General features: G+C 68.5%; 15 protein-coding genes. 9 read left to right on the top strand and 6 right to left on the bottom strand.

The window, feature by feature from the left end:
- Positions 1 to 6 precede the first annotated feature (6 nt).
- Positions 7 to 714 carry an SDR family NAD(P)-dependent oxidoreductase gene (locus AB0B82_RS06460; protein ID WP_360163321.1) on the top strand — a complete coding sequence of 236 codons (708 nt, stop codon included), beginning with the start codon at positions 7 to 9 and terminating at the stop codon, positions 712 to 714.
- A 757-nt stretch (positions 715 to 1,471) separates the two neighbouring features.
- Here AB0B82_RS06460 and AB0B82_RS06455 read toward each other — a convergent pair.
- Both AB0B82_RS06455 and AB0B82_RS06450 read right to left on the bottom strand, forming a co-directional pair.
- A complete protein-coding gene (locus AB0B82_RS06455; RefSeq protein ID WP_360163319.1) occupies positions 1,472 to 2,059 on the bottom strand; it encodes a hypothetical protein in 588 nt (195 codons plus the stop codon).
- A gap of 514 nt (positions 2,060 to 2,573) precedes the next feature.
- Positions 2,574 to 3,512 carry an EamA family transporter gene (locus AB0B82_RS06450; protein ID WP_360163317.1) on the bottom strand — a complete coding sequence of 313 codons (939 nt, stop codon included), beginning with the start codon at positions 3,510 to 3,512 and terminating at the stop codon, positions 2,574 to 2,576.
- A 599-nt stretch (positions 3,513 to 4,111) separates the two neighbouring features.
- Here AB0B82_RS06450 and pdhA point away from each other — a divergent pair.
- The 6 genes from pdhA (at position 4,112) to AB0B82_RS06420 (ending at position 10,047) form a co-directional block, all read left to right on the top strand.
- Positions 4,112 to 5,176: a pyruvate dehydrogenase (acetyl-transferring) E1 component subunit alpha gene (gene pdhA, locus AB0B82_RS06445; RefSeq protein WP_360163381.1), complete on the top strand. Its 1,065-nt coding sequence runs from the start codon at positions 4,112 to 4,114 to the stop codon at positions 5,174 to 5,176.
- A 3-nt stretch (positions 5,177 to 5,179) separates the two neighbouring features.
- The gene (locus AB0B82_RS06440; RefSeq protein WP_360163315.1) at positions 5,180 to 6,157 is read left to right on the top strand and encodes an alpha-ketoacid dehydrogenase subunit beta; all 978 of its coding nucleotides are present in this window, start codon (positions 5,180 to 5,182) and stop codon (positions 6,155 to 6,157) included.
- On the top strand, positions 6,157 to 7,638 hold the full coding sequence (locus AB0B82_RS06435) for a dihydrolipoamide acetyltransferase family protein (RefSeq protein ID WP_360163313.1): 1,482 nt from the start codon (positions 6,157 to 6,159) through the stop codon (positions 7,636 to 7,638). Before AB0B82_RS06440 ends, AB0B82_RS06435 begins: the two co-directional genes overlap by 1 nt.
- Before the next feature lie 137 nt (positions 7,639 to 7,775).
- Positions 7,776 to 8,213, top strand: a complete 438-nt coding sequence (locus AB0B82_RS06430) for a MerR family transcriptional regulator (protein ID WP_360163311.1) — start codon at positions 7,776 to 7,778, stop codon at positions 8,211 to 8,213.
- Entirely contained in the window at positions 8,210 to 9,160 is a 951-nt protein-coding gene (locus AB0B82_RS06425) for an aldehyde reductase (protein ID WP_360163309.1), read from the top strand. Before AB0B82_RS06430 ends, AB0B82_RS06425 begins: the two co-directional genes overlap by 4 nt.
- A gap of 56 nt (positions 9,161 to 9,216) precedes the next feature.
- Positions 9,217 to 10,047, top strand: coding sequence for a DMT family transporter (locus tag AB0B82_RS06420; protein ID WP_360163307.1), 831 nt, complete (start codon positions 9,217 to 9,219; stop codon positions 10,045 to 10,047).
- A gap of 25 nt (positions 10,048 to 10,072) precedes the next feature.
- On the opposite strand, the gene AB0B82_RS06415 is transcribed toward AB0B82_RS06420, so the two are convergent.
- The 4 genes from AB0B82_RS06415 to AB0B82_RS06400 all read right to left on the bottom strand — a co-directional run bounded on the left by AB0B82_RS06415 (position 10,073) and on the right by AB0B82_RS06400 (position 12,813).
- Entirely contained in the window at positions 10,073 to 10,282 is a 210-nt protein-coding gene (locus AB0B82_RS06415) for a hypothetical protein (RefSeq protein WP_360163305.1), read from the bottom strand.
- Positions 10,283 to 10,405: 123 nt separating this feature from the next.
- A complete protein-coding gene (locus AB0B82_RS06410) occupies positions 10,406 to 10,735 on the bottom strand; it encodes a hypothetical protein (protein ID WP_360163303.1) in 330 nt (109 codons plus the stop codon).
- A complete protein-coding gene (locus tag AB0B82_RS06405) occupies positions 10,732 to 11,313 on the bottom strand; it encodes a helix-turn-helix transcriptional regulator (protein ID WP_360163301.1) in 582 nt (193 codons plus the stop codon). Before AB0B82_RS06405 ends, AB0B82_RS06410 begins: the two co-directional genes overlap by 4 nt.
- A gap of 96 nt (positions 11,314 to 11,409) precedes the next feature.
- Positions 11,410 to 12,813 (bottom strand): S8 family serine peptidase, encoded by a 1,404-nt coding sequence (locus AB0B82_RS06400; RefSeq protein WP_360163299.1) that lies wholly within the window; start codon positions 12,811 to 12,813, stop codon positions 11,410 to 11,412.
- 265 nt (positions 12,814 to 13,078) lie between these two features.
- On the opposite strand from AB0B82_RS06400, the gene AB0B82_RS06395 reads away from it, so the two are divergent.
- Together AB0B82_RS06395 and AB0B82_RS06390 are read left to right on the top strand one after the other, a co-directional pair.
- On the top strand, positions 13,079 to 13,810 hold the full coding sequence (locus AB0B82_RS06395; protein WP_360163297.1) for a GntR family transcriptional regulator: 732 nt from the start codon (positions 13,079 to 13,081) through the stop codon (positions 13,808 to 13,810).
- Complete coding sequence (locus AB0B82_RS06390) at positions 13,807 to 15,123, top strand: MFS transporter (protein ID WP_360163295.1); 1,317 nt, start codon at positions 13,807 to 13,809, stop codon at positions 15,121 to 15,123. The genes AB0B82_RS06395 and AB0B82_RS06390 overlap by 4 nt, the downstream gene beginning before the upstream one ends.
- Positions 15,124 to 15,150 lie beyond the last annotated feature (27 nt).

The following is a 15,150-nucleotide window of genomic DNA, read 5'->3' as shown; positions in this document are numbered from 1 at the left end:
TCGCCGGTGAGCGGGCTGGTCTGGATTTCCGGGGCATCGGCAGGGATCGGCGCGGCGCTGGCGGCGTCGGTCCCGTTCCCGGCCCGGGTGGTCGACATCTCCCGGCGCGGCGGTACGACGGAACACTTCCGGGCCGATCTCGCGGATCCGGCCGACTGGGCCCGCGTCGCGGAACATTTCACCGCCGAGCTGTCGGCGTACGACGGTGAACGGGTCGTCTTCATCCACAACGCCGGCACGATCAACCCGATCGGACCGGCAGCCGGCGCCGACCCGGACGCCTACACCCGGGCGGTGCTGCTGAACTCGGCCGCACCCCAGGTCCTCGGCGCCGCGTTCCTCCGGGCGTCGGCGCAGCTCACCTGCGAGCGGCACCTGATCATGCTGTCGTCCGGCGCCGCGACCACCGCGTACGCCGGGTGGTCGTCGTACAACGCCGGCAAGGCGGCCCTCGAACACTGGGTCCGCACCGTCGGCCAAGAACAACCCGCCGGCGGCTGCCGCGTCATCGCTGTCGCCCCCGGCGTCGTCGACACCGCCATGCAGTCCGCGATCCGCGCCACCCCCGAATCCGACTTCCCCGCCGTGTCTCGCTTCCACGACCTCCACCGCACCGGCGCCCTCACCACCCCCGAAGCCGCCGCCACCGGCATCTGGTCCCTCCTCGGCAAACCCCTCCCCAACGGCACCTGCACCGACCTCCGAACCCTCTGACAAACCAGCCGCCGGTCGTCGTGGGTGTGGACTGTGTGCGGGGGGTTTGGACAGGTTATTGCCTGTGCGTTCCCACCGGATCTTGTTCAAGCCCTCGGGGACTGACCGGGATTCGGGCTGGGTACGCGCCGGGGTCTGATCGGCTGGGCGTGCGGTGCGATCAGATCGGCCCGGCGGTGCGATCGGACCGGTCTGGCTGTTGCTCGTCTGGGTAGGCGGTGTGGCGTCGTGCCGGTTGTTGTGGGTGTGGACCCCGCGCGGGGGGTTTGGACAGGCTATTGCCTGTGCGTTCCCACCGGATCTTGTTCAAGCCCCCGGGAACTTACCCGGATCCGGACTCGGAACGTGGCGAGGAGAGGCAGTGCGCCGGGGTGCGCCGGTGTGAGTGGTGTGTGCGGGTGTGTGAACGGGCCTGCCGGGCGGCTGCGGTGAGTTGGGGGGCCTGCGCCGAGTGGGGGCTGTGGTGAGTGGGTGATTGCGGCGACGCTGGCGACTGTGGTGAGTGGGTGATTGCGGCGACGCTGGCGACTGTGGTGAGTGGGTGACGGCGGTGACCTTGGTGACTGTTGTGAGTCGGTGACTGCGGTGAGTCGGCGGGGCCGCGTGGGTGGGGGCATAAAGAAGCGGCGCCGGGAGGAGTGAGGCTTGCTCCCGGCGCCGCGGTGTTGCGGGTGTTGCGGTGTTACTGGGTGGTGCTCCGAATCAGTCACCCCACCGAGGTGACTCTTTCGGGTCCTGCATCACTGACCAGGGAGGGTCAGTTGTTCTGCTCGGACTCCTGCTCGCAGGTCTTGAGCGTGTCGACGGAGTTGCCGTCGTTGTCCAGGCCCAGGATGCCCGACAGGTTCGTCAGCGGGACGTTGCCGCCGATGCCGGTCGCGGAGATCTCGTTGTGGCAGGCCTGCCACGGGCCGACGTTGTTGTTGCTGACCGAGACCAGCCCGTTGCTGTCGGCCTTGACCCACTTGCGGTTGTTCTGCTCGCTGTCCTGCTCGCAGGTCTTGACGGCGGTCACGCTGTTGCCGTCGTTGCCCCAGCCGATGATGCCGACGACGTCGTCCACCGGGACGTTACCGCCGATGCCGGTGCCCGAGCCGAAGTTGTGGCAGGCCTGGAACGGGCCGACGTTGTTGTCGTCGATCGCAACCAGAGCGCCGTCCTTCTTGACCCACGCCCAGTGCTGGCCGTAGCCCTTGCTGACCACGGACGCCGCGTCGGCCAGGCCGGTGCCCTGGGCCTTCTTCTGGGCGTCGTCGAGCACGTTCGCGCTCACGACGGTGGCCAGGCCGAGGGTGGCAACGGTCGCCACAGCCGCGGCGGCGACGATCTTGCGAGTTACCTGCATTATGCCAGGTTTCCTTTCGGGTTTTGACGGATTCGTCTTAGTGGTAACGACACCTGGCGGAGGCGGTTACAAACTTTTTTGTCAGCTATTCCGACAGCACCGAACATGTCGCCGACTACCGGTGAGTTTCCCTGACGGCGCAGCGAATCCAGCCTCTGACCAGCCAACTTGCCGGTAACGGCACTGTCGGGAGAGTGAGTGGAAGTTGAGACATAACGACCCGTAACCGAGATGTGGGTACCTCGTTGAGTCAGCGCGGGTGACGGATACCCGGTGAATCGCGGTGATTGTTTCGGTGGGCTCGGTGGCTGCCGAATTGGCAATAGCACGATTCGTCGGAATATGTTGGAACCATTGCCGGAGTATCGCGCCGTGTTTTTTCGGGGCAGGGTGCGACCGGCGGCCAGACCCGCTGCCGCGCGCATCGGCAGCGGTGGGAGACCCGGGTCCTCGCGGGCCCGGGTCTTTCCTTGTCTCCGCGCGGCTTGGATGAGATCAGCGGTACGGCGGGGCGCTACCGCCGCCGGCGTTCCGCGGTTACCACGAGCGCGACGCCGACGATGATCACCGCGCCGCCGAGCAGGATCTGCCAGGTCAGGCTCTCGTGCAGGATCAGCCACCCGAGGAACACCGCCACCGCCGGGTTCACGTACGCATAGGTCCCGACCAGCGAGATCGGCGCGTTCGCCAGCAGGTACGAGTACGCCGTGTACGCGAGCAGCGACCCGAACACCACCAGGTACGCGAGTCCGATCCAACCGCTCGAGTCGATCTGCTGCAGGTGCACCCGCCCGGCCTCGCCCCGCAGTACGCCGATCAGCACCATCGCCGTACCGCCGAAGACCATCTCGTACAGCGCGGTGACCAGGGGATCGCGCGGCAGGCCGAGCCGGGGTGCGTACCGCGAACCGATCGCCCAGCAGATCGTGCCGCCGACGAGGATCGCGACCGACAACGGCTTCGCGCTCGTGTTGCCACCCGACAACGCGAGCAGCGCCGCCCCGCCGAACCCGATCAGTACGCCGACCCAGGTCATCGCCCGCGGCCGTTCGCCGCCGCCGACCCGGAGCAGCATCAGCCACAACGGGATCGCCGCGACCAGTAGCGCGGCGAGCCCGGACGGTACGGTCTGCTCCGCGACGGCCACCGCTCCGTTGCCGAGGGCAAGCAGTAGGACACCCACCGTAGCCGCGCCGATCGCTTCGCGACGGGTGATCCGCAACCGCCGCCAGCCGGACTTGAGAGCCAGTGCTGTTGCCATCAGGACCGCGGCGGTGAGGAAGCGGGCCGACATCCCGAGCATCGGCGGGATGTCCGCGTCCACCACGACGCGGATCGCGAGGTACGTCGACCCCCAGACGACGTACACGACCGCGAGTGCGGTCCAGATCATGGCGCCCGACGCCGTCCGCGAGCCGGCGTCGGCCACGTCGGCCGGAGCGGAAACGGCCATCGCGCGGCTCCTCGAATTGTCAGGGGTGTCTTGCAAGAACGATCCTGACGCTACGGTGGCCGGATCATCCCGCGCAAGCGAAATCCGGCCGACGAACCGCCGTTTCCTGCCAGTCACGCGCGCTGGGGTCGCCCCTTCGGCCAGGCTCGCCGGCCGATCGCAGCGGGTCGCAACCAAGTTGTGACACTCGCTGTCGGATCACGCGAAGCTCTGTAACATGAGCGTACGGACCGGACCAGTGGATGGACTGGCGTCTCATCGTGAGACCGATTCCGGTACCGGCGTACCTGCCGGAGTCCAGACAGTTAGCGGATCAGGCACCTGGTCGGTACGGTGTCCGGCAAGATGGTGGTGAGACCAGTGAGGAGGTCCACTGCCAACAGTGCATCAACCCCTGGAATCACGCGGACCTGCCTGCGAAGCCTCACCCGGCGCAACGGGCCGGCCCTCGTGCAACGTTGCGGTCGCGGCGATCCCGCGCTCGAACCCGAGGAGTGCATGTGAGTGAGTCGGTGCCGGGCCCTGCCCCGGAAGTCTTCGCGCCCCACGAGGCGCCCGTCAGTCCGCCCCGGGCCTCCGACGAGGTCGAGTTCGTCCAGCTGCTGACGCCTGAGGGTGAGCGCGTCGAGCATGCGGACTACTCGTTCGACCTGGACGACGAGGCGATCAAGGGTTTCTACCGGGACATGGTCCTGGTCCGCCGGATCGACGCCGAGGCGACCGCCCTGCAGCGCCAGGGTGAACTCGGCCTCTGGGCGTCGCTGCTCGGCCAGGAGGCCGCCCAGATCGGCTCCGGCCGGGCGCTGAACAAGAAGGACATGGTCTTCCCGACCTACCGCGAGCACGGCGTCGCGTGGTGCCAGGGCGTGAACCCGCTGAACCTGCTCGGCCTGTTCCGCGGCGTCGACCAGGGTGCGTGGGACCCCAAGGAGAACAACTTCCATCTGTACACGATCGTCATCGGCGCCCAGACGCTGCACGCGACCGGGTACGCGATGGGTCAGCAGCGCGACCACGCGGTCGGCGACCCGGACAACGGCGAGGCCACGATCGCGTACTTCGGTGACGGCGCGAGCAGCCAGGGTGACGTCAACGAGGCGTTCATCTGGGCCTCCGTCTTCAACGCGCCGGTGGTGTTCTTCTGCCAGAACAACCAGTGGGCCATCTCGGAGCCGATCGACCGGCAGACCCGGATCCCGCTGTACCAGCGCGCGGCCGGCTTCGGCTTCCCCGGCGTCCGCGTCGACGGCAACGACGTGCTCGCGACGTACGCCGTCACGCAGCAGGCACTGAAGCGCGCCCGCGAGGGCAGCGGTCCGACGCTGATCGAGGCGTACACGTACCGGATGGGCGCGCACACCACCTCCGACGACCCGACGAAGTACCGGCTGAGCGAGGACCTCGAGCACTGGAAGCTCAAGGATCCGATCGCCCGCGTGCAGGCCTACCTGACCCGGTCCGCCGGACTCGACCGGGACTTCTTCGACGAGGTCGACGCCGAGGCCGACAAGGTCGCCGCCGAACTGCGGGCCGGCTGCCTCGCGCTGCCCGACCCGGTACTCACGGACTTCTTCAAGAACGTGTACGTCGACGAGACACCGCAGCTCGCCGAGCAGCGCGACCAGTTCGCCGCGTACGCCGCGTCGTTCGAAGGTGAGGGCTGAGCGATGACCAAGATCACTCTCGGCAAGGCCATCAACGCCGGGCTACGCGCCGCGATGGAGAAGGACCCGAAGGTCGTCGTGATGGGCGAGGACATCGGCAAGCTCGGCGGTGTCTTCCGGGTGACCGAGGGTCTGCAGAAGGACTTCGGTGAGGACCGGGTGATCGACACCCCGCTGGCCGAGTCCGGCATCATCGGCACCGCGGTCGGCCTCGCGTTGCGCGGGTACCGCCCGGTCTGCGAGATCCAGTTCGACGGCTTCGTGTTCCCGGCGTACGACCAGATCATCAACCAGGTCGCGAAGATGCACTATCGCTCGATGGGCAAGATCACGATGGCGGTCGTGATCCGGATCCCGTACGGCGGTGGCATCGGCGCGGTCGAGCACCATTCGGAGTCGCCGGAGACGCTGTTCGCGCATGTCCCGGGCCTGAAGGTGGTGTCCTGCGGCGACCCGGTCGACGCGTACTGGATGATCCAGCAGGCGATCTCCTCCGACGACCCGGTGGTGTTCTTCGAGCCGAAGCGGCGCTACCACGAGAAGGCCGAGTTGGACGAGTCCGTCCCGCCGGCGCTGCCGCTGCACCAGGCGAAGGTCGTGCGCGAGGGCACCGACGCGACGCTGCTGTGCTACGGCCCGATGGTGAAGACTTGCCTACAGGCGGCCGAGGCCGCGGTCGAGGACGGCCGCAACCTCGAGGTCGTCGACCTGCGGACGATTTCGCCGTTCGACCTGCCGACGGTCTTCGCCTCGGTGCAGAAGACCCGGCGCGCGCTGGTCGTGCACGAGGCGCCGTTCTCGTTCGGGCCGGGCTCGGAGCTCGCGGCGCGGGTGACCGAGGAGTGCTTCTACCACCTCGAGGCCCCGGTACTTCGGGTGACCGGGTACGACATGCCGTACCCGCCGTCGCGGATGGAGGACGACTACCTGCCCGACCTCGACCGCGTGCTGGACGGCGTCGACCGGGTGATGGAGTACTGATGGGCATTCAGCAGTTCCGGCTTCCCGACGTCGGTGAAGGTCTGGTCGAGGCCGAGATCGTCAGCTGGAAGGTCAAGCCCGGCGACACCGTGAAGCTCAACGACACGATCGTCGAGATCGAGACCGCGAAGTCGCTGGTCGAGTTGCCGGTGCCGTTCGCCGGCGTGGTCACCGAGTTGCTGGTGCCCGAAGGTGAGACGGCGCCGGTCGGTACGCCGATCATCTCCGTGCAGACCGAATCCGTCGAGGCATCCGAAGCGGCTGAGGCTCTTGCCGATGACATGGTGCCGTCGGTGCCGGAGCCGGAAGGGTCCGGTCGTACGGCGGTGCTCGTCGGGTACGGGCCGAAGACGACCGAGGCCAAGCGCCGGCAGCGCAAAACGTCGCCGGGCGGCACTGGCCCTGCGCCGGCTGCCGCCCCGGCACCCACCGCGGCCCCTGCTGCTCCGACTCCCGCTGCTCCGACTCCTGCTGCTCCGACTCCTGTTGCTCCGGCCCCGGCTGCTTCCGCACCGGTGGCGGCACCCGCTCCCGTTCCGGCGGCCGGCCCGATGCCAGTTGCTGGCGGCAACGGGTCGGTGCATGTGCTGGCCAAGCCGCCGGTCCGGAAGCTGGCCAAGGATCTCGGCATCGACCTGACCGCAATTCCCCCGACCGGTCCGGGTGGTGTGATCACCCGGGCGGACGTCGAGGCGTACGCAACCCAGGCGCAGACCGCCCAGGTACAACCAGCCCCCGCGCCGGCGGTCCCGGCGTCCGAGCCGGCCCCCGTGATCAGCGGTCGCGAGGACACGCGCGTACCGGTGAAGGGCGTGCAGAAGATGATGGCGCAGGCGATGGTGGCCAGCGCGTTCACCGCTCCGCACGTGACCGAATGGATCACCGTCGACGCCAGCGCCACGATGGAGCTCGTCGAACGGCTCAAGGGTGACAAGGCGTTCCGGGAGCTGAAGGTCTCGCCGTTGCTGATCGTCGCGAAGGCGGTCACGCTGGCGGCCCGCCGTACGCCGATCGTCAACGCGGCCTGGGACGAGCAGGCGCAGGAGATCGTGTACAAGGGCGCGGTCAACCTCGGCATCGCCGCGGCCACCCCGCGCGGGCTGATCGTTCCGAACATCAAGAACGCCGACGCGATGACGCTGCCGGAGCTGTGCAAGGCGCTCAACGACCTGGTCGCCACCGCCCGCGAGGGCAAGACCCAACCGGCGGACCAGGCCGGCGGTTCGTTCACGATCACCAACGTCGGCGTGTTCGGCGTCGACGCCGGGACGCCGATCATCAACCCGGGCGAGGCCGCGATCCTCGCCGTCGGTGCGATCCGCAAGCAGCCGTGGGTGGTGGACGACGAGATCGTGCCGCGCTGGATCACCACGCTCGCGCTGTCCTTCGACCACCGCCTGATCGACGGCGAGAAGGGTTCCACCTTCCTCGCCGACGTGGCGAGCATCCTCGAGGACCCGGCCCGCGCGCTGATGTTCTGACACCGCACGAGGGCCCGGGCGCCGGTCGCCCGGGCCCTCCGCAGGTCGCTGGGAAAGAAATGTGCGCTGAGTGACGAAAAGTTACCCAGTGAGCGCGGCTTGACCTCAAGCGCTTGAAGTGTGTGAGCCTCGTGGACATGACGAGCTTCACCATTCAAGAGGTGTCGCGGCGGAGCGGGCTGAGCGAGCCCACGCTGCGGTACTACGAGGACGTCGGCCTGGTCGGTCCGATCAGCCGCGACGAGACCAGCGGCCACCGCCGGTACCGCAGTGCCGACATCGACACCCTCGAGGCGCTGGCCTGCCTGCGCGCGGTCGGCGTCGGCATCGAGGACATGCGGACGTACCTCGCCAACCGCGCCCGCGGACGGGAAGCCGCGGCCGAGCAGCGCGACCTGCTGCTGCGGCACGCGGAGCGCATTGAGGCCGACATCGCCGCCCAGCAGGTGCGTCTGGCCTACCTGCGCCGGAAGGCCGAACTCTGGGACGCCCGCGACCGCGGCGACGAAGCCGCCGAGGCCGAGGCGACCCGTCAGGTGATGGAAGTCGTGCCGAAGCTGGAGGTGGCCCGATGAGCCCGGTACTGGTGACCGGCGGGTCCGGTTACCTCGCGTCGCACCTGATCGCGCGACTCCTGCGCGACGGTCGAGACGTCCGTACGACGGTGCGCTCGACCACACGCTCCGCGGAACTGCGGGCCGCGGTCCGTGGCGGCGACGCGGACGACACCAGGCTGGAGATCTGCGCGGCGGACCTGATGTCCGACGACGGGTGGAAGGCCGCGGTCGACGGGTGCGAAGAAGTGCATCACGTCGCGTCGCCGATCCCCGCCGTCCAGCCGGAGGATCCCGATGAGCTGATCGTGCCGGCGCGGGAGGGGACGTTGCGTGTCCTGCGGGCGGCGCGCGACGCCGGCGTACGGCGGGTGCTCCTGACGTCGTCGTTCGCCGCGGTCGGGTACACGCCGAAGGACTCGGCCGAGTTCACCGAGGCGGACTGGACGGATCCGGATACGCCCGGGCTCGCGCCGTACCCACGGTCGAAGGCGATCGCCGAACGCGCCGCGTGGGATTTCCTGCAGGATGCGTCGACGGAACTCGTGACCGTCAATCCGACCGCGATCTTCGGGCCGACGCTCGTTGCCGAGCTGCGGTCGTCGACGGAGCTGATCAAGGCGATGCTCGACGGGTCGATGTCCGTGGTACCGCGGGCTCGGTTCGGTGTCGTCGACGTCCGTGACGTGGCCGACCTGCACGTTCGCGCGATGGCGTCACCCGATGCCGCAGGCAACCGTTTCCTTGCCGTGGCCAACGGTCCGTCGCTCAGTTTCCTCGAGCTCGCAGGGATTCTGCGCGCTCGGCTCGGAGCGGCGACGCCGATCGAAGAGGCACCCGGGCCGGAGAGGCCGCGGCCGATCATCCACAACGAGCGCGCACGCACCGTACTCGGCTGGCAACCGCGGGATGTCGAGACCACGATCGTGCAGACCGCCGAGAGTCTTCGAGACTTCGGCTTGCTCTGATCCACCTGGTGGCTAATCCACCTGACTGCGCCCGCGGGCGATGAGAGGGTGGTCGGGTGCTGGTGATCCTGGTCGTGCTGGGCGCGGCGATTCTGCATGCCACGTGGAACGCGATGGCGCACGGCGCACCGGATCGTGTCGTCGGGTTGGCGCTGTTCGAGTTGGCGGCCGGGGTGATCGGGCTGGTCGCCGTACTGTTCATGGGGCTGCCGCCCGACGGCACCTGGGGCTACATCATCGCGTCCGCGATCCTGCACCTGGCGTATTTGGGTGGTCTGCTGGCGTCGTACCAGTTGGGACAGTTCAGTCAGATGTACCCGTTGGCCCGAGGTACGTCGCCGTGGGTCGTGGCCGTCGTGTCCATCGCCGTACTGCACCAAAGTCTGGCCGTGGTCGAGTTGGCCGGCGTCCTCCTCGTCTCGGCCGGACTGATCGCGCTGGTGTTCATCGGCCGACCGGGCCGCGGGCAGGCACCGGCGCTGCTCGCGGCGCTCGGCACCGGCCTGATGATCGCGTCGTACACCGTGGTCGACGGACTCGCGGTCCACAAGATGCCGGTGGCCACGTACATGGGCTGGGTGTTCATGCTGCAAGGGTTCGTGGTCCCGCTCGCGGTGCTGGCGTGGCGCGGGCCGCGGACCTTCGTTCTGCCCCGCCCCGCGATACTTTCCGGACTCGCGGGCGGCGTCGTCTCGATGGTGGCGTACGGCCTCGTCCTCTGGGCCCAGACCCGAGGCACCCTCGCCACCATTGCCGCCCTCCGCGAAACCAGCATCATCTTCGGCGCGATCATCGGCGCGATCTTCTTCCACGAACGCTTCGGCCCGAAGCGAGCCGCCGCCGCAGCCGTCGTAGTAGCCGGCATCCTCCTCATCACCACCGGCTGACCCCAGCGGGGCGGGAGGGGGTGGATCAGCTTCGTTCGCGGGGAGTCGACCGATCGGGCCGGCGCACAGCCGTCGCCTCCGTGCTGATCGATCGTGATGGGGACGTCGTGGCGAAACGATCACTGGCCCGGAGCCGCACGGCCCGCTCGGCCAGGAAGCGCACCTCGCGGGCGACGTCACCGCCGTCGAGAATGAACTCGAGCGAGTCCTTGTCGGTGTAGTAGCGGTAGATCAATTGCTCGAGGTCGGCGGCTGATGCCTGCTGCAGGCCAAGCCGGCCGGCGAGTACGACGATGTCGGTTGCGTCCTTGCGGCGCTGGGCAACGAGTTTGGCGGCGAGCAGGAACTCGTCACCCGCTTACTTGATGTTCAGCCCGAGGGTGTCGGTGTGCTGCAACGCATCCGCCGGCAGTGGGGGCATCCAGGAGCTGGCTCGGGTGTTCAACCAGTCCTCAGGGAGTTTGCGTGCACTCGCCATCGCGCGAGCTTCCTCGACCACGGCCTCGTCGCGGGTGATCGCGTCGATGTCTTCGGTTCGCCGCGGATCGTCGTCCGAGGTGACGGCGATCGCCGCTCCCCCGACGACGAAGATCGAGGCAGCGACGCCCCGCGCCTTCAGGCGTTGGTCGAGCTCCGAGAGGAGATCGACGATCTCGCCGGCTCTGAACTCGTGAGGGGCGTTGTTCATGCGGTGACCAGGTCACGGGCGGGAACGAAGACGTTGGCTCGGGCCAGGTAGTCCGAGGTCTGCTCGATGACCTCGGCGCGGTCCAGGAAAGGATGCTCCGGAATCCACGGCTCCGGCAGGGGCTCGACCGCGGTCCACTCGGGCGGTTCCTGACCGGCGGCCTCGAACTCGTGCGCCGTCAGGACGGCGAGGAGTACGTCGAAGCCGGCGTGTCCCGTCGTACCGGGCGCGGCCTCCCACGCCGCCTCGGAACCATCGTTCCGACGGAGAAGCAGGCGGAGGTGATCGCGACCCTGAAGCAGCATTCGCCAGGCCCATTCGTCGTCATTGGCGTCGCGAATGGCCCTCGCCGTGGCCGGGGCGGTCATGATCCTGTGCTCGTGCGCCATGTGCAGGGCGCGGGAAATCCGCCGCGCTCGCAGGAAGAACTGCGCGGTCGGCTTGGTCTTGCCGGAACGGTAGGTGGAGAAGCGCGACGCGGACGTCCCCAATGCGGCGGCGAAGGCAGACTGGGACAGCCCGCTCTCGGCAACAGCGCGGCCGAGTTGATCGACGACCGTCTGACTGTCTTTGTCCATCGCACGAACCCCTGAATCGTTATCCGATCAGATAATACCCCAGGTTGGTGGCGGGACCCGGTGTGCGGGGGTCCCGGGTGGGGACCCCCGGCTCGGTCAGGGGGTGACGGCGTCGAGGGCGTCGGTGATGCCTTCGCCGTAGAAGGCGTTGTTCTCGGTGGTGCCGGTGCAGCGCGGGTCGGGGGTGGTGGGGCAGGCGGTGTCGTCGGCCTCGCGCCACAGGGCGCGTTCGAGGTCGCGCGGGCCCCACTGCGGGTGGGTGGACTTGAGCAGCGCGGCGACGCCGGCGACGTGCGGTGACGCCATCGACGTACCGCTGGACAGGCCGTAACGATTACCGGGAAGGGTGGACAGGATCGAACTGCCGGGGGCGGCGACGTCGATCTTGCCGAGGCCGAAGTTGGAGAAGCTGCTCTTCGCGCCGGCCATGGTGGTGCTGGCGACGGTGATCACGCCGGGGAGTTCGGTCGGCATGTCGAGGCAGTCGTTGTCGATGGTCCGGGTGACCGGGGTGGTGTCGTTCGGGCTGCTGTTGTCGGTGGTCTTGTTGGCCAGGTCGTAGTTGGAGTTGCCCGCGGCCGCGACCGAGAGCGTGCCCTGGTCGGTCGCCCACACGTACGCCCGCCGGACGGCTTCCTGTACCGCGCCCTGGTCCCCGTTGTCCTTGCACCAGAACTGGAACGGGTCGATGTAGTAGCTGTGGTTCGTGACGGCCATCTTGTGCTGGGCGGCCCAGACGATGCCGCAGATCGAGTACTCCGGATAGATGAAGCCGTCGTCGTTCACGACCTTGACCGACGCGATCCGTACGCCGGGAGCGACGCCGACGATGCCGACGCCGTTGCGCGCCGCGGCGACCGTACCGGCGACGTGGGTGCCGTGCGAGCTGGTCGTCGGCCGCCAGGCGCCCGGAGTGGTGTCAGGTACGCCGTTGTTCACGCAGTTGACCGAATTCGCCGCGTCGAAGTTCGGGGCGAGGTCGGGGTGGGTGTCGTCGATGCCGCTGTCGTTGATGCCGACCAGGACGTCCCGGGAGCCGTCGGTCACCTGGTGGGCCTGGTCCGCCTTGATCTGGACCATGTCCCACTGTTCGTGCTCGCGGGGGTCGAGGACCGGGTTGGCCTCGGCGTCCTCGATCGACTTCAGCCCGGTGGCGGCGCCTTCGCTGACCGCGGCGGTCCGGGTGGCGCCGACGGACTGCACCTCACGGCCGTTGTGCGTGCTGCGGATGTCGGTGCTGAAGGCCGGGTTCGTCGACTGCGCGACGATCACCCCGAACTGTTTGTACGACACCAGCACGGTGCCGCCCGCGTCGCGGACCGCGTTCTCGGCCTTGCGGACGTGGCCGGGGGTCGCTTTCGCGTTGATCACGTAGTTCATCAGCGGTCCGTCGTCAGCCACGGCCGCATGCGCCGTCGTCACAGCGGTGAGTGAGACACAGGCCAGGGCGGCGGCGGACAGGCCGGCGGCCAGCCGGCGCGGACGAGAAGTTCGGGACACGACGCCTCCTCAGGGCAGCGCCCGGGCGGACGGGCCCGGGTCGGTATCGAAGACTCTAGGACGATTCGCCGACGGTGGGACTTCGTCATCCACAACGCGAGGGAAACCCTGCACGCAGCCGCGATCACGCTCAGTTGCCCACATCCTGTGGATCTGCCTGTGGATAACTCGTGGACAAGCTGGGGAGTACCAGGCGGCTTCGGTGGATTAAGGCTCCGTGTAAGATAGATACAACAGAGATACGAGTCGCATGGATGGGAGCGCAGTGACAGGCGGGGACCCGGCGCAAGCGCCGGACGCATTGGTTCTGGGGGACGAGACCGCAGAGATCGCACGAGTGGTCGTCGAGGCGGCACCGGGCGCAGAGAAGATTCCCGCGGCCGAGCGCGTCTACGCGTATGTGAAGGCCGCGATCCTCGACCGCAGCTACCCGGGCGGCGAACTGCTCACCGAGGGTGAGCTCGCCACCGCGGTCGGCGTGTCCCGTACGCCGGTGCGTGAGGCGCTGCTGCGCCTGGAGGAGTCCGGCCTGGTCAAGCTGTACCCGAAGAAGGGCGCGCTCGTCCTCCCGGTGCTGCCGCAGGAGATCGAGGACGTGCTCGAGGCGCGCGAGCTGATCGAGACGCACGCTGCCGCGAAGGTGTGGCCGCGCCGCAGGCAGCTGATCGAGGCGCTGACGCAGCGCGTCGACGAGATGCGCGCGCACCGCAAGGCCGGTGACGCGAAGACCTTCCTCGAGGCGGATCGCGCCTTCCACGAGGCGATCGTCGAAGCGGCCGGCAACCAGATCCTGGCCAAGCTCTACAACAGCCTCCGCGACCGGCAGGTCCGGATGGGGGTGCCCGGGATCGAGGTGCAGCCGGCCCGGATGGACCGCTCCATTGCTGCCCACCAGGAGATGATCGACGCGCTCGGCGGCAACAGCGTCAAGCGGTTCCGCGAACTGGTCGTCACGCACATTGCCGAAGCCGCGACCGAGCTGCGAGGCACTCGGTGACCGAACTCCTCTTCCCCCTGGGCGGACGGCGTGCCTGGGCGGTGTGGGGCACTGCTGTCCTGACGTACCTCGTGACCGTGCTGCACCGCGGCTCGATGAGCGTGGCCGGGCTGCAGGCCGCGGAGCGTTTCGACATCTCCGCGTCCGCGCTCGCGAGCTTCACCGTCGTACAGCTCACCGTGTACGCCGCCATGCAGGTGCCGGTCGGCGTACTGCTCGACAGGTACGGGTCGAAGCGACTGCTCATCGCAGCTTCCGGCCTGCTCTTCGTGGCTCAGTCGGCCTTCAGCATGGTCGATTCGTACCCCGCCGCGCTCGCTGCACGCGCCGTACTGGGCGTGGGCGACGCACTGGTCTTCATCAGCGTGCTGCGCGTGGTGATGTCCTGGTTCCCGGCGCTGCGGCAGCCGGTCATGTCGCAGGCGACCGGAATGCTCGGCGGACTCGGCGCGATCATGTCGACGGTTCCGATGGCCGCCGCCTTCCATGCGTTCGGCTGGACGCCGACGTTCGCTGCCGCCGGTGTGCTCAGCCTGGTGACCGGTCTGCTCGTCGTGTTCCTCATCAAGGACACGCCGTACGACGAGCCGCTCCGCCGCGCCAAGCAGCCGCTGGACGAGGTGCGGGCCAACCTGCGCCGCGCCTGGCGGGAGCCGGGTACGCGGCTCGGTCTGTGGACGCACTTCACGACCAGCTTCTCCGGCAGCACGTTCGGCCTGCTGTGGGGGTACCCGTTCCTCGTGCAGGGCCAGGGCCTTCCGCCGACGACCGCTGCCGCGATGCTGATCATTCCGGTGCTCGCCAGCCTCTGCTACGGCCCGCTGGTCGGGCGGTACGCCGCGAAGTTCCCGTTCTACCGGTCGTGGATCGTGCTCGCGGTGATCGGAAGCACTGTAGCGGTGTGGACCGTCGTCCTGCTGTGGCCGGGCCGGGCTCCGCTGCCGGTGCTCCTGCTGCTGATCGTCGTCCAGGCCGCCGGTGGACCGGGGTCGATGCTCGGGCTCGACTACGCGCGGACGTTCAATCCGTCGACCCGCTTCGGCGCGGCGAACGGGATGGTCAACACGGGCGGTTTCATCGCCACGCTGATCTCGATCGGCATGATCGGCATCTTGCTGGACGCCTCGTCCGGCGGCGCGGCGCAGTCGATCCACGACTTCAAGGTCGCGCTCGCGTTCCAGTACGTGCTGTGGGCGGTGGGGACGCGGCAGATCCTCAAGTACCGGCGGAAGGCGCGCGGGCATCTCGCGCGCTACAACCCGGAGGCGTACCAGGCGCTGATCAGGAACCGGATCGTCCCGCTCAAGGGCTGAGCCGGCTGCGACAGCCTCCTGTCAGCG

Source organism: Kribbella sp. NPDC048915 (assembly GCF_040649595.1).
Taxonomy (GTDB): domain Bacteria; phylum Actinomycetota; class Actinomycetes; order Propionibacteriales; family Kribbellaceae; genus Kribbella.
Note: the sequence above shows the minus strand (reverse complement) of the source record. Positions and strands in the feature narration are given on the sequence as shown.